The sequence below is a fragment of the Streptomyces sp. NPDC016677 genome (assembly GCF_055562815.1).
In genome coordinates this window covers 196,634-216,455 of the sequence record NZ_JBVHEO010000003.1, presented here as the reverse complement: position 1 = coordinate 216,455, position 19,822 = coordinate 196,634, and the positions used below count along the sequence as shown (strand labels likewise).

Sequence of the window (19,822 nt, the reverse complement as noted above, 5' to 3'; positions counted from 1 at the left end):
CGCGGGCCAGGGACCGTCAGACCCCCGGCACCGCCAGCAGCCGCTCCACTCCCCGGGCCGTCCCCGTCACCCCGTCCAGGAAGCCCTGGGCCCGGGGGGAGGCGCCCTGGGTCAGCCAGGCCGGGTCGATGTCGCAGACGGCGACCTTGACCTCCGTACCGGCCAGGGCCAGCGGAAGGGTGTGGACGACCGTGGAGGGGAAGCTGAGGATCGTACGGCCGACCGGGCCGCGGCGGGCGATCAGTTCCAGGGGGAGGTCGGGGCGGACGACCTCCAGGCCGGTCTCCACGGCCAGCCGGTGGAGTTTCTCGGTCGCCTCGCGGCGGTGGGCGAAGTACCGGGTGGCGCCGTGGGTCTTGGCCAGGCGGCGGACCGCGTCGAGGTACGCCTCGGCGTCCACGACGCCGGTCTCCACCAGGGAGGTGCCGACCATGTCGGCGCCCTTGGTGATGCGGGGCGGGCCGAAACGCTCCCGGGTCCAGGCGAAGTCGTGGGCGGTGACGGTGACGCCGTCGGGGACCTCTTCGATCGGCATGGAGGAGAAGACCTCCACCCGTCGGCCCTCGGCCGGGGTGAGCCGGCGGCGGGCCGAGGCCGACACCGGGGCGAAGACCAGGTCGCGGGGGCCCGGCCGGCTGCCCTTGCGGTGCCAGCGCACCAGGCGTTCGCCGCGGGCGAGCTGGCCCACGAACTCCATCGTGGCCGTGCCGTCGTCGACGACGACCAGGTCGCGGGCGCGGGTGATGGTGAGGAGCAGCTGTACGTAGCGGGAGAACGGGTCGCCCATGACGATGCGTTCGGCGCGGCGGAGCAGGCCCGCCAGGCCCCCGACCGTGCGGAAGGGGGCCGAGGCCCCGCCCCGCGCCTCTTCCCAGCGGACCTCGTGACCGTCCTCGCGGGCCAGCTCCGACATGCGGCGGAGCTGGCCCCGGGTCATGGGGTCCACGGGTGACAGGACGACGAGGGTGAGCCCCGTCCGGGGGGCGCGGGTGTGCGCCCACTCCAGCACGTTCAGGAGCTGTACCGGACTCTCGACGAAGGCGAGAGTGCGAGGGCCGGCGTTCCCGGCGCGGGGGCTCATCGGCGTAGGACCGTCCCGTCTTGGGCGTGGGGTGGGGTGGGCGGTGCGGGTCAGACGTTGACCGGCTCGCCGGCCGCGGCGGCGATCTCCGCCTCGGCGACCACGCCGGTGACGCGGCGCAGCTTCTTCATCGGGCCCAGCTCCGACTCGTAGACCTTCTTGACGCCGTCACCGAGGGACGCCTCGATGGTGCGGATGTCGCGGACGAGGCGCTCCAGGCCCTGCGGCTCGACGGAGGCGGCCTGGTCCGAGCCCCACATGGCGCGGTCGAGGGTGATGTGGCGCTCGACGAAGGTGGCGCCGAGGGCGACGGCGGCCAGCGTGGTCTGCAGGCCGGTCTCGTGGCCGGAGTAGCCGATCGGGACGTTCGGGTACTCCTGCTGCAGGGTGTTGATCACGCGCAGGTTCAGCTCCTCGGCCTTGGCCGGGTAGGTGGACGTGGCGTGGCACATGAGGATGTTGTCCGAGCCGAGGACCTCGACCGCGTGGCGGATCTGCTTCGGGGTCGACATGCCGGTGGAGAGGATGACCGTGCGGCCGGTGGCGCGCAGGGCGCGCAGCAGCTCGTCGTCGGTGAGGGAGGCGGAGGCCACCTTGTGGGCGGGGACGTCGAACTTCTCCAGGAAGGCGACGGCCTCGGTGTCCCACGGGGAGGCGAACCAGTCGATCCCCTTCTCCTTGCAGTACGCGTCGATCTGGCGGTACTCGTCCTCGCCGAACTCCACGCGGTGGCGGTAGTCGATGTACGTCATCCGGCCCCAGGGGGTGTCCCGCTCGATGTCCCACTGGTCGCGCGGGGTGCAGATCTCGGGCGTCCGCTTCTGGAACTTGACGGCGTCGCAGCCGGCCTCGGCGGCCACGTCGATCAGCTTGAAGGCGTTGTCCAGCTCACCGTTGTGGTTGATGCCGATCTCGCCGCAGATGTAGACGGGACGGCCCGGGCCGGCCTCGCGGTCGCCGAACTTGCGGATACGGGAGTTGCTCATCAGGGGTGTCCTAACTTGGCTTACTTGGTGAGGGTGTCGAGAGAGGGGCCGAGCAGCCAGCCGGCGATCTCCCGGATCGCGCCGGAACCGCCGTGCACGGTGGTGACCGCGCGGGCGGCGCCGCGTACGACGTCATGGGCGCCGGCGACCGCGATGGGCCAGCCGACGAGGTCGAAGCAGGGCAGGTCGTTGACGTCGTTGCCGACGTAGAGCACCCGCTCGGGGGCGATGCCCTGTTCCTCGCACCACTGCTTCAGGGCGAGGTCCTTGCGGTCGATGCCGTGCAGCACCGGGATCTGGAGCTTGCGGGCGCGGGCGGCGACGACGGGGTTGACCTCGGTGGAGAGGATCAGCAGCGGCATCCCGGCCTTGCGCAGGGCGCCGATACCGAGGCCGTCGCCGCGGTGGACGGAGACGAACTCGCGTCCGTCGGAGTCGATCAGCACCCGGTCGTCGGTCTGGGTGCCGTCGAAGTCGAGGACGACCGCGTCGATGTCGGCGGCCGTCGGCAGGGCGCCGGGGCGGGCGCCGTCGAAGAGGGGGGCCAGCGCGCGGGCGCGGGCCAGGTCGTGCGGGTCGTCGATCTCCAGGACGCGCGCCGGGTCGGTGCGGACCAGTTCGGTGCGGCCGAAGAAGCGGTGGCCGTGGGTGCGGAAGCCGGCCGCGTCCATCGCGTAGGCGGCGCCGGTCTCCAGGAAGTCCTGGGGGCGGTCCTGGCGGCGGGGGCGGTAGGACTTGTCGTGGTTGACGCCGTGGCCGCCGGGCTCCTCGCCGGAGTCGGCGCCCTCGCGCCAGACGAAGCCGTGGAAGGGGGCGACGGTCACGGCGGTGTCCGCGCCGCCCTCGGCGACCGCGCCGGCCACCCCGTCGATGTCCTCACGGACGAGGAACGGGCTGGTGCACTGCACGAGCAGGACCACGTCGACGGGGGCGCCGTGCGCCGCCTCGTGGGCGTCCATGGCGTGCAGCACCGCGGCCTCGGAGGTGGCCGTGTCCCCGGCGATGGCGGCGGGCCGCAGCACCACCTCGGCGCCGGCCTGGCGGGCGGCGGCGGCGATGGCCTGGTCGTCGGTGGAGACGGCGACGTCGGTCACCAGCCGGGTGGCCAGGCACTCGCGCACCGCCCGGACCACCAGCGGCACGCCGCCCACCGGAGCGAGGTTCTTGGCGGGTACGCCCTTGGAGCCGCCGCGGGCGGGGATGACCGCGAGCACGCGGCGTACCGGTTGCGGATCGGGCATGAGGTGTACCTCTCGGTCGGGGGTCGGGACGGCGGTCGCGGGGTGCCCGTCGGTCCGGGCGGTCACAGCTCGCCCATCCGCCGGATCACCGGGGCGACGCGCTGCACGCCGTGCCGGTAGGCGCCGCGGGCCGCGCGGCGCACGACCTGCCGGACCGGGCCGGGCTCCTTGTCGGCGGCGGGCGCGCCGGGCAGCGGGTGGCCGTCGGGCGCGAGGTGGTGCCGGGCGAGGATGCCGGGCAGGTAGCCGGGGGCGGTGACGGGTGTGTAGTACGGGGTGAGCGGGGAGAGGCCGCCGGGGCGGGCGAGCAGCTTGGCGATGCGCTCGCGGGCGGCGTCGAAGGCGGTGTCGTACCCGCCGTCGGCGGCGACGCCCTGCCGGGCGACCCAGTCCTCGTCCGGCGTGGGCCGGTGGCCCTCGTCGAGCTGGTCCCAGGAGGCAAGGCAGCCGGAGCCGACGAAGTGGTGGTTGCCGAGCGCCTCGCGCACCCCGAGGTCGGTGAGGACCACGGTCGGGATGCGGCGGTGCAGGGACTCCAGCGCGGCCGTGGAACTGACGGTGACCAGCAGGTCGGTGCGGTCCAGGACCTCGCCCATGTTCCCGTACTTCAGGTGGAAGTTGGGCGGCGGGTCGGCCTTCTGGACCAGCTTCTGGTACGGCAGTTCCTCGATGTGGGTGGTGTGCTCGCCGGGCTTGGAGCGCAGCTTGAGCACGACCTCCCGCTCAGGGTGCTTGCGGGCGTGCCGGATGAGCCGGTTCAGCAGGTACGTACGGTCCTTGCGGCTCTCCGGCACGGAGGGCTGGGCGGCGAAGACGACCGTGTACGGGTCGTGCTCGCCGGTGTAGGGGGCGCCGCCGAGGAAGGGCAGCGCGACCTCGGTGACCGAGGAGGCGTCGGCGCCGACCCCGTCGTACACGGCCCGGAAGCGGTCCGCGTCCTGGCGGGAGTTGGCGAGGACCAGGTCCGCGCCGTGCCGCAGCAGCAGGCCGTCGGCGAGCTTCTCGTAGACGACGCCGACGTAGCCGGTGACGACCACGGGGCGGTCGGAGCGGTCGGACCAGACCCGGCCGAGGCCGTGCAGCATCGCCTGGACACCGCCGCCGACGAGGGCGAGGACGACGAGGTCGTACTCCTTCTCGCCCATCGCCCGCAGGAACTCGACCGAGGTCACCTCGGTGAGGGCGTCCGCTCGGACGCCCACCTCGCCGAGCTGGCGGGCGGTCGGGGTCGCACGGCCGCGCAGCAGGTAGCCGTCGAGGCGGATGTCCGTATCGTGGGTGGTCGTGGGGGCGATGCGGCTCGCGGTGAGCGCGCCCCATTTCCACCGGGTGTCGGAATCCGCGAGGACGGCGACCCGCAGGGCCTTCGTTGCACTGGCTGGCACATCGAAGACGCTAGGAAGCGATTCCGAGGAACCGCCCAACCAGAACACAACAAACGGTTAACAGCACACCGCCGAATGGCGAATCGGCACGTCCACGGCTCGAAAAAAGGTTCGCGTCACGGCTTCGCCACATGGCGTTCACCCGGTATCAAGGTTCGGGTAAATCGACGGGCCGGGCCGCCCCCTAACGTCCCGGGTGTGCCAAAGCTCTCCGTCATCGTGCCGTTCTACAACGTGCGCCAATACGTCCCCGATGCCCTGCGGAGTCTTCGCGCCAACGCACGCGACGACTTCGAGTTCATTCTCGTCGACGACCGCTCCACCGACGGGACCGCCGACCTGCTCGCGCGCGCGGAACCCGACCTGCCGGGGGCGGTGCTGGTCAGACACGAACAGAACGGCGGCCTGGCGACCGCCCGCAACACCGGCATCGACGCCGCCCGCGGGGAGTACCTGACCTTCCTGGACGGCGACGACTGGCTGGCCCCCGGCTACTACGAGCAGCTGGTCGCCGTCATCGAGAAGCTGGGCTGCGACTTCGTCCGCACGGACCACGTGCAGTGCACGGCACGGGCCCGTTCGGTGCACCGGGTGCCGCACGGGCGCCGCAATACGGTGATGCGCCCGCGCGACGCGATCCTGCCCGCCCACCGCACCACCTCCGTCGACTACGCCTACGCCTGGGCCGGGATCTACCACCGCCGGCTGGTCGACCGCGGCCTGCTGCACTTCACCCACGGGCTGCGCACCGCCGAGGACCGCCCCTGGATCTGGAAGCTGCACCGGGAGGCGGAGTCCTTCGCGGTGACCAGCCTCCTCGGGGTCTTCTACCGGCGCGGGGTGGCCTCCTCGCTCACCCAGATCGGTGACGCCCGGCAGCTCGACTTCATCCGCGCCTTCGACCAGGTGATCGAGGAGACCGCCGAGGACGCCGAGGCGGCGGCCCTGCTGCCGAAGGCCGTGCGCACGTACTGCGCGATCATTTCCCATCATCTCGGCTCCATCGAGAGGTTCGAGGCACCCGTGGCCCGCAAGCTGAAGGAGATGAGCGCCGCCGCGCTGCGCAGGATGCCGCAGACGGTGCTCGACGACGCGCTGGCGTCGATGGACGCCGAGCGGGCCGGCCGGCTGCGCCGGCTCCGCCGCCGTTCCGGGTCGGCCGCGGAGGTGGCGGCGTGACCACGCAGATCTTCATGGCGTCGACGCTGTACGGCACCGCCACGCTGGCCGCCGCCCTGGACGCGGGCTGCTTCGACCCGTCCGACCGGCGGATCCTGCTGGTCTCCAACAACGCGATGACACCCGAGACCACGCCGGCCGTGGACGAGATGCCCGGCTTCGAGCGGCTGCGGTCCCGGTTCGACGAGGTCGTCTCCTGGAACGAGGCGATCTTCCCGTTCCACCCCGGCGCCTGGGCGCCCCGCCCGGACGACCTCCCGCTGTGGGAGAGGTACCTGCGGCTCGCGTGGCGGCTGGGCGACGACGACGTGGCCCTGGCCGTGGAGTCGATCCAGGTCAACCCGGCACTCGGGGTGGCACAGATCCTCACCGACGCGCCCGTGACCGTCTACGCGGACGGCCTGATGAGCTACGGCCCCACCCGCAACAAGATCGACCCGCTGGTCGGCACGCGCGTGGAGCGGCTGCTCCACCTGGACCTGGTGCCGGGGCTGCGCCCGCTGCTGCTCACCGAGTTCGGTGTCGAAGCCGAGGTGGTGCCGACCGAGGCGTTCACCAAGGTGCTGGCGGAGCTGGTCGACACCGGCGCCGGTCTGCCGCGGATCGAGGAGCCCGCGCTGCTGCTGGGCCAGTACCTCTCGGCGCTGAAGATCCTCAGCGCCGAGCAGGAGGAGGACCTGCACGTACGGATGCTGAAGGGCGCCGTCGGACTCGGTCACACCCGGGTGGTGTTCAAGCCGCACCCCACCGCGCCGGCCCGCTTCACCCGCACCCTGGAGGAGGAGGCCGAGAAGCTCGGCGTCGACCTCACCGTCCTGGACACGCCGGTCCTGGCCGAGGTGCTGTACCAGCGGATGCGCCCGGCGCTGGTCGTCGGCTGCTTCTCCACCGCCCTGCTGACCGCCTCCGCGCTGTACGGCCTGCCCGTCGCCCGGGTCGGCACCGACACGCTCCTGGACCGGCTGACGCCGTTCGAGAACAGCAACCGGATGCCCGTCACCATCGTCGACGCCCTGCTGCCGGACCTCGCCGACCGCGCGGCGGTCACGGAGCGCCGCCCCGGCACGGACACCGACGCCCTGGCGGAACTGGTGCGGGCGGTCGGCTACACCATGCAGCCGCGGATACTGCCGCAGTTGCGCCCGGAGACGGAGAAGTACCTGTCGGCACGGCTGGACGAGCGCACCTGGCGGTACTTCAAGAAGAAGCGCCTGACCTCCCTGGGCCTGCCCGGCGGTGTGCCCGCACAGCTCGGCTTCCTGCCACGCAACGCGACGGTACGCCGGGTGGCCCGCACGGCACGCAGCCTTCAGCGGCGGATGGTGCGCCGCTGATCCGGGAACAATCATGAACAGTTGACGTCGAGCGGCCCCATGCCCGCGGAAACAAAGGGGAACAAGGGGCCGACTCACTTCCGGGTTCCGGTTCCCCGGCGCGTTCCCCACCTACGATCGCGGAATGCGCATAGCCCAGCTCGAAGAAACCAATGCCCGGATGCTGGCCCACGCACCAACTGTCCGACCGGTGTCCACGGGCGACATCATCCGCACCCACCGCAAGAAATTCCCGTACCGGGGCCTGGCCGAGATCGATTCCCCGTACTGTCCGCCGTTCGTGATGCTCTGCGTCAACGACGACGCGGTCGCCCTCGACACGCTGTGGAACGGGCAATTCGGCTACGAGCCCGGCTCCCTGGCCACCTGGGCCCGGCTGGCCGCGAAGAGCGGGACGATCGCCGACGTCGGCGCGCACGTCGGGTACTTCTCGATGATCGCCGCGCTGGCCAACCCGAAGGCCCAGGTGCACGCGTTCGAGCCGGTGGACGAGGTCCACGCCCGTCTCGCGGTGAACCTCCGGCTGAACAACGTCCAGAACGTCAAGCGCCACCAGGCGGGCGTCTCCAGCGAGCCCGGGTTCTCCGAGATCAGCGTCCGCTTCGCGGGGAACCTGCTCTCCACCGGGTCGTCCCTGGAACACGCCGCCGACGACGCCCAGTTGAAGCGCGTCCAGCTGCTCACCCTGGACGACATGTTCGGCCACACCAAGCTGGACCTGGTCAAGATCGACGTCGAGGGCCATGAGATGGCGGTCCTGCGCGGCGCCCGTCAGGTGCTCAAGCGCGACCGGCCGACGGTGATGCTGGAGGCCCTGGTGGGCGCGTCGCTGGATCCGCTCCTCGACGAGTTCGTCCCGCTCGGTTACGAGGCCCACTGGATCGCCGAGGCCGACGGCACCCTGATCCCGTCCTCCGCGCCACGCCCCCGCGGCACCCGGAACCTGCTGTTCACGCCGCTGGACAGGCCCTAGGGCTGCCGGGAGCCCCCGGGGCCATGAGGCCGCGGGGGCTCCGGGTCAGCGGCCCAGGATGGCCTTGATGTCGGCCGCGTTGGCCTCCGTGACCTTCCACAGTTCCTGCTGGCGCCCGTGGACGTCGGCGACCGTCCTGGCGTGGTTGTCCAGGATGCCGATCGCCCGCTCGGTGAGGATCGCGCCCAGGTTCTTGTCGTGCACCGAGACGCCCCACTCGGGGCGCTCGATGTCGGCCAGGAAGTACGCCATCTTCGGGTGCGAGATCAGGCTGATGATCGGCGTGCCGACTCCGAACGGGATCATGCCGGCGTGTCCGCGCATGCCGATGACCAGGCGGGTCTTGGCGTACAGATCCCGGATCTCGTCGTTGTCGAAGTCGTACATCGGGATCACCGGCAGCGAGATGCCGTGCTCGCGGCGCAGGTCGAAGGCGATCTTCTCGTCGTCGAGCGAGTGCGCCACGCACTTGACCTCGGTGTGCGCCCCGATGCCCCGCACGGCCTTGGCGATCTCGCCGAGGAAGTGCGCGTAGTCGTGGCCGAAGCGCAGGCCGGCACGGTCGTAGGCCGCGTTGAGCAGGACGGTGTCCTCGCGGTACGACGGGTCGGTCCAGCCGGGGACCAGCTGGCGGCTGACCGTGGTGGGGCAGGGCTGGAAGCGGACCTTGTCGTGCAGCTCCGCCGGGAGCATGGCCCGCACCTTGGCGATGGAGCCGTGGTTGCGCAGGCCGAAGAAGGAGGACTTCTCCACCAGCAGCCGCAGGCTCTCCCGGAACCGGCCGGCCCGGTAGGACTGGCCGTCGAACGCGTTGAAGCCGACCGCGTAAACCATGATCGGCACGTCGATGGCGCGCAGGTGCTCGTCGGGGACGTTCCACTGCCAGGCGCTGTTGCCGTTGGGCATGGTGTCCGGGATGAACAGGCCGCCGCCGCCGATGACCAGGCCGCGCCGGGCGTTGACCCGGTCCAGCGCCTCCTTGTCGAAGTAGCGGTGGGCGTGGACCGAGTGCCAGCGGCGGGTGGAGGTGTCCGCCCCGAAGCCGAGCCGGACCGTCTCCGGGAGCAGCTTGTCTCCGGCATTGCCCTGCCGGTCCATGTAGAACGCGACGTGCGCGAGCTGGTCCTCGGGGGCGCCCAGCTCCTGCGCGGGGACGCTGGAGGCGCGCTGTGCCCACAGGCGGTTGGAGCGGTGGGTGATGTCGACGGAGAGGCCGGCCGTGGCGTACTCCAGGGCCGCCGCGTTGTCGCCGTGCACCCAGGACATCTGGGCGAGCCGGGCGTAGGCGGTGGCGGCCCGGTTGGGCGCGGCGGTGGCCAGCAGCAGCTGGGCCTTGGCCTCGTCGTAGCGGGAGACGCTCATCAGGGCGTGGCCGAGCACCTCGTGCGGCCAGGCCTCGTCGAGCGGGATGCGCACGCCGGAGAGGACGTCGACGGCGTCCTGGTAGTCGCCGGCCGCGATGTGCGCGGCGGCCACCTTGCGGGCGTACTCGACGTTCCCGGTGCGCTTGACGTGCGGGGTGCCGAAGTGCACCAGCAGGTCGTGGTGGAGGCCGCCGGAGGAGTTGAGGTAGGCCGCGTGGAAGTCGGCGTCGCTCATGTCGAACTCGCGCCAGCGGTCCTCCGCCTGGGAGTACCCGGACTCACCGCCCTGCCAGGGCTTGTGCCGCCCGGTGAAGTGCAGGATCGCGGTGTCCTCGGGGACCGGCAGGTCACCGGAGAGGCGCCGCTTGACGAAGTTGTAGCGGGCGTCGAGGCGGACGAAGTCGCCGTCCAGGACGGCGTTGAGGATGCCCTGGTCGTGCTTGTCCAGCTCGTAGTCGCCGCTGCGTCCGGTGGCGTCGAGCTTGGCGCAGAACTCGTCGGAGAGGTACTCGCGCTGGATGACGAGGAGGCCCGAGTTGAGCTTGTGCTGCCCGTAGAAGAACTGCGGGACGGCCGCCAGGCCCTCGCGGAGCTTGAGCAGTTCGCCGAGGTCGCCGAGGACCACCATGTCGGTGTCCAGGGTGATGATCGTGTCGTACTCGCGGATGCGGAAGACGTCCAGGATGAAGTACGCCTTGCGGACCAGGTAGTTGTCCTGGTCGCCCTTCTTGTACGAGTCGTAGTGCTCGGCGTTCACGCGGCGCAGCACGATGCGCGGGTGCAGGGCGCGGATCCTGGCGATCGAGCCGGGGCGCAGGTCGTCGTAGAGGACGACGAAGTCCTCGCACACGCTCGGGTTGGACAGGGCGAGGCTGCGCAGCAGGACGAGGAAACCGGGGAGGTAGTTCTCGTCGACGTAGGACGCGAAGGCGATGCGGCGCTTGCCGGTGAGGTCGTGGGCCGCGGTCACCGGGGCCTGGGGTGCGGCGGCCGGCGTCAGGGAGGTCGTCGTCATCGCAGGGATATCCTCATGTCGGTCACGCTCTGGGCCCGCTGCATGACCCATTCCTTCTCGCTGGTGTATTCGTGCACGGACGTGATGGCCAGCTTCATCGCCTCCGGCACGCGGTAGGCGCCGGACTCGTAGAAGTCGAAGCCGATCAGGTCGAGCTTCGGGCTGACGTCCAGGAAGTCCAGCAGGAACAGCATGTTGAAGCCGGTGGTCGGGATGCCCGACCAGACGTCGGCGCCGAGCCTGCCGATGTTGCGCACGGGCCAGCGCAGCGACTCGTCGCCGAGGTAGGTCTGGGCGCCCGGGACGAGGCGGTTGCGCAGGGACCACTTCCAGTCGCCGGAGATCCCGCCGAAGACCAGCCGCGTGGTGACCTTCTGGTCCCAGTTGAAGCCGTGCTTGTGGATGGTGGCGTGGATGTCGGTACGGCTGCCGGTGTGCTTCGGGTCGATCCTGTACGAGTTGAAGCGCACCACCAGGTCGTAGTCGTCGATCTGGGAGCCCATCGAACTCGCGCCGACCCGCCCCGAGTTGGCGATCAGGCAGACGGACTTGCCGGCGACCAGGTTGCGGAACTCACCGAGGGTGATCCACTGGACGCCGCCGACGGTCGGGTCGGCGACGGGGCCGCGCATCCGGTGGCGGCGCTGCTCGGCGTAGAGCGCGAGGACCTCGGTGAGGGCGGGCAGGTCCCGGTCGACGGCGGTGCGCAGGTCCAGGTACTGGCTGAGCAGGTCCTGCCGGTCGGCGACCGGGGCCTCCTCCTCGGCCTGGACCAGGAGCGCTCCCACCAGCCGCGGCTCGGCGGCGGCCCAGTCGCCGGCGGCGTGCAGGGCCAGCCCTTCGGCCCATACGTCGGTGGCGGAGCCGCGGGCGTGGTCCCGGGCGGCCGGGCACTGCCGGGCCAGCAGGGCGAGCAGTTCGCGCTCCTTCTCCCCCGCGGCGCGCAGGCCGGCGATGCGGGGGCGGACACCGAAACCGTCGGCGTCGGTGAGGGAGACGTACTTCTCGTAGGCCTCGATGGCGTCGGCCTCGTCGCCGAGGGCCTCCAGGAGCCGGGCGCGCAGGCGCCAGCCGGCGCGGGAGTTCTTCCGCTGGGCCAGGACCGTGTCGCTGATGACGAGGGCGAGGTTCAGCTCGTCGTCGTAGCCGCACTGCAGGGCCTTGTTGGCGACGGCCAGCAGGGCGTCGAGCAGGTCACCCGAGATGGTGCCGGCGGCGGGGGCCGCCGAGCCCTTGACGGCGCGCTTGAGCAGGGCGGTGGCACCGGACGGAGCCGCGGCGGGGCTGTCGGTGCGGTGCGTCCCCCACACGACGAGCAGCTTGCGCAGCTCCTCGGCGAGTTCCACGCGGCGCCGGTCGAGGCTGCCCACGAGCTTGCCGCTGTGCACCGCGCAGGCGCGCAGGCAGGCGTCCAGCTCACCCCCGCGCGCACGTTTGTTCTGGACCCTCGTCATGCCACTCCCGGTCTTCTTTTGCCAAGCGTTTCTTGCACCCGCAGCCACGCGTGCCGCGAAGGAGAGGCGACTGACTGCGACGTGGGGGGATGCTGGGCGAATTTAGAAAGCCAAAACGACGCACAGGTGAACGGGCTGGGTCCACGGGGCGAATCGTTGCGCCTTCGAACGGTCATACCGTGATTCGGACTGACGTGCTGACTAACGTGGCCGGTGGTTCACAGCCGGCCCACGGCTGACCGAGGGCCCACAGACATCCGGCGAGGAGCATCCCGTGACCAGCGCGACCGTCCGACCGGTGGCCGAAGGGGCCGAGGCGACCGGACCGGCCCCCGTGCCGGAGACCGCCGCGGCACCGCGCCGGGAGCACCGGCTGCGCGCCCTGGACGGGCTGCGGCTGGTGGCCGCGCTGATGGTGGCCGCGTACCACTACGGCGGCCGCGGCGGCGACGTCACCACCGCCTGGGGCGGCTCCGCCGCGCACCAGTTCCCGACCCTGCACACGCTGTTCGCCTACGGCTGCCTCGGCGTCGAGGTGTTCTTCGTGATCAGCGGGTTCGTGATCTGCATGAGCGGCTGGGGGCGGACCCTGACGGCGTACTTCGCCTCCCGGGTGTCCCGGCTGATGCCCGCCTACTGGGTGGCGGTGATCCTGGTGACGGCGGTCTTCGCGCTGCCCCAGGTCGTCTACCAGGCCGTCTCCCCCAGCGACGCGCTGGTCAACCTGACGCTGATGCAGCAGCCGCTGGGCGCCGACCGGGTGCTGGGCGTGTGCTGGACGCTGTGGGTGGAGATCCGCTTCTACGCGCTGTTCGCGCTGTGCGTCGTTCTGCCCGGCGCCAACCGCCGGCGGGTGCTGATGTTCTGCGGCGGCTGGCTGCTGGCGTCGGTGCTGGCGCGGGCCTCCGAGGAGCCGCTGCTCGACCTCGTGCTGCTGCCGGAGTACGCCCCGTTCTTCATCGGCGGGATCGGCCTGTACCTGATCCACCGCGACCGCCGGGACGCGCACGCCTGGTTCCTCACCGCCGTCTGCTTCCTGATCGGGCAGCACTACATGGTGGACAACCTGTGGACCGCCGGCAATCCGGACGCCTTCTCCTCCCGCACCACCTTCGGCATCATCGCGATCGTCGCCTTCGGCTTCGTGGCGGTGGCGGCGATCGCGCTGGGCTGGCTGCGCTGGGCGAACTGGCGCTGGCTGACGGTGGCCGGGGCGCTGACGTACCCGTTCTACCTGGTCCACGAGCACCTGGGCTGGGTGGTGATCCACGCCCTGCACCGCACGCTGGGCGTGCCGTCGGCGGCGACGTTCGTGCTGACCGTCGCCTCCATGCTCGTACTGGCCTGGCTGCTGAACCGGTTCGTCGAGAAGCCGCTGACGCCGCGGCTGCGCAAGGCGCTGTCCCGCACCCGCTGACCGGGGCCGGGAGAGGGAGAGGGCCCCGGGGCGTTCAGCCGGCGCGGTAGCGGGCGGCGATGCCGTCGAGCAGCAGTGCCAGCCCTTCCTCGAAGTGGCGGTCGTAGTCGGCGAAGATCTCCGGGCCGGCCGCCGCGCTGAGCGGGAAGTCGGCCATCCTGTGGGTGCGTTCGGCCACGTCGTAGCCCTCGCGCCGCTCGCCGGGCAGGGGTTCGACGCCCTGCTCCTCGGTGACGAAGCCGAGGGTGAAGGCGTACGTCGTGGTGGTCGCCCGCACGGCCTGCGGGAGGGTGAAGCCGGCCGCGGTGAGCAGCCGCAGGACCTCCTCCATCTGCTCGGCGTGCACCATGCCGGTGAAGCGGGAGCCGCTGAAGACCTTCGCGCCGTCGCGGTAGCCGCGCAGCGCCGCGCGCAGCCCCCGGTTGGTCTTCAGCAGGCGCTCACGCCAGGTGTCGGCCGGGTCCAGGGGGGTCCCGGCGACCATCCGGCGGTACATCTCCGTCGCCATCTCGTCGAGCAGCGCCTGCTTGTCCTTGAAGTGCCAGTACAGCGCGGGCGCCTTCACGTCCAGCTCACGGGCGATGGTGCGCAGGGTCAGGCCGTCCAGGCCGACCTCGTTGAGCAGGCGCAGCGCCGTGTCCGCGACCCGGCGGCGGTCGAGGGGCGTGCGCTGTCGTCCGGTCGTTCTACTTTCCACGCCTGACAGCTTGACACCTTAACGGCATTAAGGCCATGCTCGTCGTCGACACTGCTTAACGACGTTAAGGTGAGATGCGTGAAAACCGATGGTATGGACGTGCTGATCGTGGGCGCGGGGCCGACCGGACTCGCCCTCGGTATCGACCTGGCCCGGCGCGGCATCGACGCGCTGGTGGTGGAGAAGGCGGACGGGCTGTTCCCCGGCTCCCGCGGCAAGGGCCTGCAGCCCCGCACCCGGGAGGTCTTCGACGACCTCGGCGTCATCGACGCGATCCAGGCGGCGGGCGGCGAGTACCCCGTCGGGATGTTCTGGCGGGACGGCGAGCGGCTCGGTGAGCACCACATGGCCGACCCGCTGAAGGCGGACGAGTCCGCGCCGTACGCCTCGTCGTGGATGGTGCCGCAGTGGCGCACCCAGGAGATCCTGTACGCGCGGCTGACGGAGCTGGGCGGCCGGGTGGAGTTCGGCCGGGAGGTCACCGGCGTCGTCCAGGACGCGGACGGGGTCCGGGTCCGGTGCGCCGACGGGACCGAGCTGGGCGCCCGGTACGCGGTCGCCGCCGACGGCGGCCGCTCGGCCGTGCGCCGCGCGCTCGGCGTGGCGATGACCGGCCGGACCATCGACCCCAGGCCGGCGCTGGTGGCGGACGTCCGGATCACCGGCCTGGACCGGAACAACTGGCACTTCTTCACGGCCGGCCAGGGGCCTGTCACCAAGGACAGCGTCGTGCTGGCCGCCTGCCCGCTCGCCGGGACCGACGACTTCCAGGTCTACGCCGACTTCCCGGAGGGCACCGAGGTGGACCTCTCCCCCGACGGCGTCCGCAAGACCGTCGCCGACCGCTCCCACCTCGCCGCCGAGGACGTCACCGAGGTCCGCTGGGCCTCGAACTTCCGGCCCCGTGAGGCCCTCGCCGACCGCTTCCGGGACGGCCGGGTCTTCCTCGCCGGGGACGCCGCCCACATCCACTCGCCGGCCGGCGGACAGGGCCTGAACACCAGCGTCCAGGACGCCTACAACCTGGGCTGGAAGCTGGGCGCGGTACTGCGCGGGGGCGCGGACCCCGCGCTGCTGGACACCTACGAGGAGGAGCGGCGCCCGCTCGCCGCCGAGATGCTCGGGCTCACCAGCGGGGTGCACCGGGGTGAGGTGCGGCGCGGGGAGGTGACCTCGCAACTGGGGCTGAACTACCGGGAGTCGTCCCTCGCCCTGTCGACCCGCTCGACCCCCGACGGTCCGGTCCGGGCCGGCGACCGCGCCCCCGACGCGACGGTGGCGGGCGTACGGCTCTTCGACGCGTTCCGGGGGCCGCACTGGACGCTGCTCGCGCTGGACGCCGAGGTGCCCGGGGTGCTGCCGGGGGCGGTGCGGGTGGTGAGCGGGCCGGCCCACCCGACGTACGGGAGCGGTCTGTTCCTGGTCCGGCCGGACGGGTACGTCGGCTGGAGCGGGGCTTCGGGGGCGGCCGTGCCGGCCGAGTACCTGGGGCGCGTGGGGCTGGGGTGAGGGCCTGCCGGTCCGGTGAAACGGCTCTGTCCTCCCTCCTCCCGGTCCGGGAGGAGGGAGGACGGAGCCGTCCAGGCGCGGGCCCTCCGTCAGACGCGGGCCGACCGTCAGGCGGCGTGGCCGCCGCGCGCCCGCAGCCGGCCCCGGCGCCGCGCCGTCCGCAGGAAGAGGACCGTCGGCACCGCGCAGACCAGGATGGCGAAGATGCTCGCCTCCGGTCCGAAGACGCCCCCGGTGAGCGCCTCGGGGCCGGAGAGGGTGCCGTGCAGCAGACCGGCCGGGGCGCCGTCGTCGCCGGAGACGGTCACGCCGAAGATCCCGCTGACGGCGAAGTTCCAGCCCAGGTGCAGGCCGATCGGCACCCACAGGGAGCGGGTGGCGGCGTAGGCGGCGCCGAGCATCAGGCCGGCCTCGACGGCGATCGCCAGCGCGCCCCACAGGGTGGCCTCGGGGTTGACCAGGTGGAGTCCGCCGAACAGCAGGGCGGAGACCAGCAGCGCGCCCGTGGTGCCGGCCAGTTCCTCGACGAGCCGGAAGACCACCCCGCGGAAGAGCAGTTCCTCGGTGACGGCGACCCCCGCCATCAGCCCGAACACGGTGATCGCGCCGCCGACGGACACCCCGCCCTCGCTGTCGTACCCGCCGCCGCACAGGACGATCAGGACGAAGGTCGCGGCGAACAGGCCGAGGCCGGCCAGGGTCGTGGTCCACAGCTCCGGGCGGACCCGCGCGGGGTCGAGTTCGGTGACCGAGCGCTGTTCCAGGGCCCGGACGACGGCCGCGTAGACGCACAGCGCGCCCACGGCGACGAGCGCGCCGCCGACGAGGGAGAGCACCGGGTTGTCGCCGGCCACGGCGCGCACCCCGGCGGCGAGCACCGTCACGACGAGGAACGCCGCCACCAGCACCACCAGCCGGACACCGGCATGCCGCACCCGGCCGGAGGAGACGGCCGGGGTCTGCGCGAACAGGGGCTTGAGCAGCGAGAACGGCGCTGCTGCCTTCGTGAGGTCCATGTCCGGAACGCTATGAGCGCGGGGCGGGGCGGGACGTCCCCCCGGGGTGGACAGCTCCGTGTAGCTCCCTCGGGTGACACCGGCGCCGCCGCCCCCGGCCCCGTTCAGTCGTCGGCGGACACCAGCCCCACCCGGTGCGCGAGCACCACCGCCTGGACCCGGTCCCGCAGATCGAGCTTGGTCAGGATGCGGGAGACGTACGTCTTCACCGTCTCGCGGCTGAGCACCATCCGGTCGGCGATCTCCGTGTTCGACAGCCCCTCGGCGATCAGCCGCAGTACCTCGGCCTCGCGCGGGGCGAGCGCCGCGACCGCCTCCGGCAGTGCCGCCTGGCGGCGTCCCCCGGCCGGGCGGATGCGGTCGGCGAAGCGGCCCACGAGGTGCCGGGTGACGGCCGGCGCCAGCAGGGACTCGCCGGCGGCGACGGTCCGGATGCCGTCGATCAGTTCGCGCGGCGGCGCGTTCTTCAGCAGGAACCCGCTGGCGCCGGCCCGCAGTGCCTCGTACACGTACTCGTCGAGGTTGAAGGTGGTCACCACCAGGACCTTCACGGGATCGGTGACCTCGGGCCCGGCCAGCAGCCGGGTCGCCTCGATGCCGTCGAGGACGGGCAGCCGGATGTCCATCACCACCACGTCCGGCCGCAGCCGCCGCGCTTCCTCGACGCCCGTCCGGCCGTCGGCGGCCTCGCCCACGACCTCCAGGTCCGGCTGGGCGGAGAAGATCATCGCGTAGCCGGCCCGCACCAGCTCCTGGTCCTCGCAGATCATTACCCGCAGGGTCATGCCGCCTCCGTCAGTGGTATCCGGGCGTGGACGCCGAACCCGCCGTCCGGCCGCGGGCCGGCCTCCAGTTCGCCGCCGCACACGCTCACCCGCTCGCGCAGCCCGATCAGACCGTGCCCGCCGCCCCGGCCGAGCGGCCGGGGTCCCCCGGAGCCCACCGGAACCGCGGCCTCCGTCGCCTCGGTGATCACCTCGACCTCCAGCCGCTCGGCCCCGTACGCCACCCGCACGCGCGTGGGCCGCCCCGGTGCGTGCTTGAGCGCGTTGGTCAGCGCCTCCTGGACCACCCGGTAGGCGGCCAGTTCCACCGCCGACGCCATGGGCCGCCGCTCGCCGCTCTCGGCCAGTTCCACGGGCTGGCCCGCCGCCCGGGTCTGTGCCACCAGGTCCGCGAGGCTGCCCGGTGCGGGTGCGGCGGGCGCCCCGTGGTCCGGTCGCCCGTCGGCCGCCTTGAGGACGCCCAGCAGGTACTGGAGGTCGGTCAGCGCGTGCCGGCCCGCGTCGCTGATCGCGCCGAGCCCGGTGGCGACCTTGTCCGGTGCGACGTCGAGCATGTACTGCGCCGCGTCGGCCTGCACCACCATCGCGGTGACGTGGTGGGTGACGACGTCGTGCAACTCCCGGGCGATCCCGGCCCGTTCGCGGGCGACGGCGGCCTCGGCCGCGAGCCGCCGCCGGTCGGCCTCGGCGGCCCGGCGGGCCCGTACGGTGCGGCCCGCGCCCCAGAACGCGGCCAGCACCAGGTACATCAGGGCGTACGCGGCGCCGTCGTGCGGGGCGCCCCGGGCGTGCAGCCCGAGCGCGAACGCCACGTACAGCGCGGTGCCCACCCCCGGCAGCACCCGGTCCGCCGTACGGCCGCCGTGGGCGCCCACGGCGTACAGGGCGGCGTACAGCCCGACGCTCGCGAACACCGGCGGGTAAGCGATCAGTTCGCGCGCCGCGAACGCGAGAGCCACCAGCACCAGGCAGACCCCGGGCCACCGCCGCCGCACCGCCAGCGGCAGCCACAGCGCCGCGGTGAGCAGCACGCCGGGCAGGTCGTACGGCCGCTGCGGCAGGTCCCCGAACTGGGCGCCGATCGACGCCGTCACCGGTGCGAACACCACCGGCGCGAGCAGTACGGTGCCCACCGCGTCCCGGGTCACGACGCCGAGCGCGCTCCAGCGGGCCGCGACGTCCCGCCCGCTCCTGACCAGTGCCGCCCCAGTCGTTTCCGCCACGGACGGGAGCCTAGTACCGAGCCCGCGTGTCGTGCCGCTCAGGCGCTGGCCAGTGACAGCTTCACCGCGAAGCCCAGGAACAGCGCACCGGCCGCCGACGTGGCCGTCGCCGACAGCCGCCTGCGGCGGCGGAAGGCGGCGGCGAGCCTGGTGCCGCTGAATATCAGGGCACTCAGGTACAGGAAGCTGAACAGCTGGGCGAAGGCGCCGAGGACGACGAACGAGAGGGCGGGGTAGGCGTACCCCGGGTCGACGAACTGCACGAAGAAGGCGATGAAGAACAGGATCGCCTTCGGGTTGATCAGGCTGACGACCAGGGCCCGGCGGAACGGCCGCTCGTCACCGGCGGGCGCGTCCGGCGCCCGTCCCGCGGTCCGCTCGCGCCGCGTCCGCCACATCGCCCAAGCCGCCCGCAGCATCCCCACCGCGAGCCAGGTCAGATACCCGGCACCGGCGTACTTCACTATCGCGAACAGCACGGCGTTGCCCTGGAGCAGGGAGGCGACCCCGGCGGCGGAGAGGGTCATCAGCACGGTGTCCCCGCACCAGACCCCGGCGGCGGCCCGGTACCCGGCACGCACTCCGCGGCGGGCGGCGACGGACAGCACGTAGAGGGAGTTGGGCCCGGGCAGCAGGATGATGAGGACGAGGCCCGCCAGGTAGGTGGGCAGATCGATGACGCCGAACATGGGAGGAGTGTCGCACGGGGGTACGACAACGCGCCGCGCCGTTTCAGCCGTCGAGAAGGGTGTCCACGGACAGCTCGGCGCGCACACCGACCGACTCCGGCAGGGGCATGTCCCGGCCGCGCTTGAAGTGCTGGGGGGGCGGGATACTTCCCGTCGGCCGGTTCCGTGCAGAGCAGCACCTCGTCGTGCTTGCGGTCCGCGATCAGGTACGCCGGGACACCGGCCTGGGCGTAGCACTCGGAGCACTCGGCCTTGGTGTTCAGGTCGTCGGCCCAGTCCGACGAGGTGGTCTCGACGACCACGCGGAAGACGTGCGGGGCGTGATGGTTCTTGGTGACGTGGGCGTCGCGGAAGTCGGCGTCGGCCACGGAGAAGTCGGGGATCGCGAAATCCGCGGGCAGACTCGGTAGTCACAGCCCGAGACCCTGTACGTACTCATGCTCGGTCGCGGCGATCCCTGCCGCTCCATCACCC

Annotated in this window: 16 protein-coding genes and 1 pseudogene; 5 read left to right on the top strand and 12 right to left on the bottom strand. The window is 72.2% G+C overall.

Features of this window, described 5'->3' with window-relative positions; translation table 11 throughout:
* Window positions 1–16: 16 nt before the first annotated feature.
* The 4 genes from ACZ3IG_RS10725 to ACZ3IG_RS10710 all read right to left on the bottom strand — a co-directional run bounded on the left by ACZ3IG_RS10725 (window position 17) and on the right by ACZ3IG_RS10710 (window position 4,693).
* Complete coding sequence (locus ACZ3IG_RS10725; RefSeq protein WP_467430853.1) at window positions 17–1,081, bottom strand: hypothetical protein; 1,065 nt, start codon at window positions 1,079–1,081, stop codon at window positions 17–19.
* A 50-nt stretch (window positions 1,082–1,131) separates the two neighbouring features.
* On the bottom strand, window positions 1,132–2,070 hold the full coding sequence (locus ACZ3IG_RS10720) for an N-acetylneuraminate synthase family protein (protein WP_462706737.1): 939 nt from the start codon (window positions 2,068–2,070) through the stop codon (window positions 1,132–1,134).
* Window positions 2,071–2,087: 17 nt separating this feature from the next.
* Window positions 2,088–3,308, bottom strand: a complete 1,221-nt coding sequence (locus ACZ3IG_RS10715) for a cytidylyltransferase domain-containing protein (RefSeq protein WP_467430852.1) — start codon at window positions 3,306–3,308, stop codon at window positions 2,088–2,090.
* A gap of 62 nt (window positions 3,309–3,370) precedes the next feature.
* A complete protein-coding gene (locus ACZ3IG_RS10710; protein ID WP_467430850.1) occupies window positions 3,371–4,693 on the bottom strand; it encodes a DUF6716 putative glycosyltransferase in 1,323 nt (440 codons plus the stop codon).
* A 198-nt stretch (window positions 4,694–4,891) separates the two neighbouring features.
* On the opposite strand from ACZ3IG_RS10710, the gene ACZ3IG_RS10705 reads away from it, so the two are divergent.
* From ACZ3IG_RS10705 to ACZ3IG_RS10695, 3 genes are all read left to right on the top strand, one after another.
* Complete coding sequence (locus tag ACZ3IG_RS10705) at window positions 4,892–5,872, top strand: glycosyltransferase family 2 protein (RefSeq protein ID WP_467430849.1); 981 nt, start codon at window positions 4,892–4,894, stop codon at window positions 5,870–5,872.
* Window positions 5,869–7,206: a polysialyltransferase family glycosyltransferase gene (locus tag ACZ3IG_RS10700; RefSeq protein WP_467430846.1), complete on the top strand. Its 1,338-nt coding sequence runs from the start codon at window positions 5,869–5,871 to the stop codon at window positions 7,204–7,206. The genes ACZ3IG_RS10705 and ACZ3IG_RS10700 overlap by 4 nt, the downstream gene beginning before the upstream one ends.
* Before the next feature lie 124 nt (window positions 7,207–7,330).
* The gene (locus tag ACZ3IG_RS10695; protein WP_467430845.1) at window positions 7,331–8,179 is read left to right on the top strand and encodes an FkbM family methyltransferase; all 849 of its coding nucleotides are present in this window, start codon (window positions 7,331–7,333) and stop codon (window positions 8,177–8,179) included.
* A 45-nt stretch (window positions 8,180–8,224) separates the two neighbouring features.
* Here the strand turns inward: ACZ3IG_RS10695 and ACZ3IG_RS10690 are convergent, their stop codons facing one another.
* A complete protein-coding gene (locus tag ACZ3IG_RS10690; RefSeq protein WP_467430843.1) occupies window positions 8,225–10,558 on the bottom strand; it encodes a glycosyltransferase in 2,334 nt (777 codons plus the stop codon).
* Window positions 10,555–12,012 carry a glycosyltransferase family 29 protein gene (locus ACZ3IG_RS10685; RefSeq protein ID WP_467430840.1) on the bottom strand — a complete coding sequence of 486 codons (1,458 nt, stop codon included), beginning with the start codon at window positions 12,010–12,012 and terminating at the stop codon, window positions 10,555–10,557. Before ACZ3IG_RS10685 ends, ACZ3IG_RS10690 begins: the two co-directional genes overlap by 4 nt.
* 274 nt (window positions 12,013–12,286) lie before the next feature.
* Between ACZ3IG_RS10685 and ACZ3IG_RS10680 the strand changes: the two genes are divergently transcribed.
* The gene (locus ACZ3IG_RS10680; protein ID WP_467430838.1) at window positions 12,287–13,429 is read left to right on the top strand and encodes an acyltransferase family protein; all 1,143 of its coding nucleotides are present in this window, start codon (window positions 12,287–12,289) and stop codon (window positions 13,427–13,429) included.
* Window positions 13,430–13,463: 34 nt separating this feature from the next.
* Here the strand turns inward: ACZ3IG_RS10680 and ACZ3IG_RS10675 are convergent, their stop codons facing one another.
* Window positions 13,464–14,126 (bottom strand): TetR/AcrR family transcriptional regulator, encoded by a 663-nt coding sequence (locus tag ACZ3IG_RS10675; protein ID WP_467430837.1) that lies wholly within the window; start codon window positions 14,124–14,126, stop codon window positions 13,464–13,466.
* Window positions 14,127–14,219: 93 nt separating this feature from the next.
* Between ACZ3IG_RS10675 and ACZ3IG_RS10670 the strand changes: the two genes are divergently transcribed.
* On the top strand, window positions 14,220–15,635 hold the full coding sequence (locus tag ACZ3IG_RS10670; protein ID WP_467431650.1) for an FAD-dependent monooxygenase: 1,416 nt from the start codon (window positions 14,220–14,222) through the stop codon (window positions 15,633–15,635).
* A gap of 107 nt (window positions 15,636–15,742) precedes the next feature.
* Here ACZ3IG_RS10670 and ACZ3IG_RS10665 read toward each other — a convergent pair whose 3' ends face one another.
* The 5 genes and pseudogenes from ACZ3IG_RS10665 to ACZ3IG_RS10645 form a co-directional block, all read right to left on the bottom strand.
* A complete protein-coding gene (locus tag ACZ3IG_RS10665; protein ID WP_467430834.1) occupies window positions 15,743–16,651 on the bottom strand; it encodes a lysostaphin resistance A-like protein in 909 nt (302 codons plus the stop codon).
* A gap of 104 nt (window positions 16,652–16,755) precedes the next feature.
* Complete coding sequence (locus tag ACZ3IG_RS10660) at window positions 16,756–17,436, bottom strand: response regulator (protein WP_467430831.1); 681 nt, start codon at window positions 17,434–17,436, stop codon at window positions 16,756–16,758.
* A complete protein-coding gene (locus ACZ3IG_RS10655; protein ID WP_467430829.1) occupies window positions 17,433–18,659 on the bottom strand; it encodes a sensor histidine kinase in 1,227 nt (408 codons plus the stop codon). The genes ACZ3IG_RS10660 and ACZ3IG_RS10655 overlap by 4 nt, the downstream gene beginning before the upstream one ends.
* 38 nt (window positions 18,660–18,697) lie before the next feature.
* Window positions 18,698–19,348, bottom strand: a complete 651-nt coding sequence (gene leuE / locus ACZ3IG_RS10650; RefSeq protein WP_467430828.1) for a leucine efflux protein LeuE — start codon at window positions 19,346–19,348, stop codon at window positions 18,698–18,700.
* 182 nt (window positions 19,349–19,530) lie between these two features.
* Window positions 19,531–19,716, bottom strand: a pseudogene (locus ACZ3IG_RS10645) (Uma2 family endonuclease); the annotation flags it as partial.
* Window positions 19,717–19,822 lie beyond the last annotated feature (106 nt).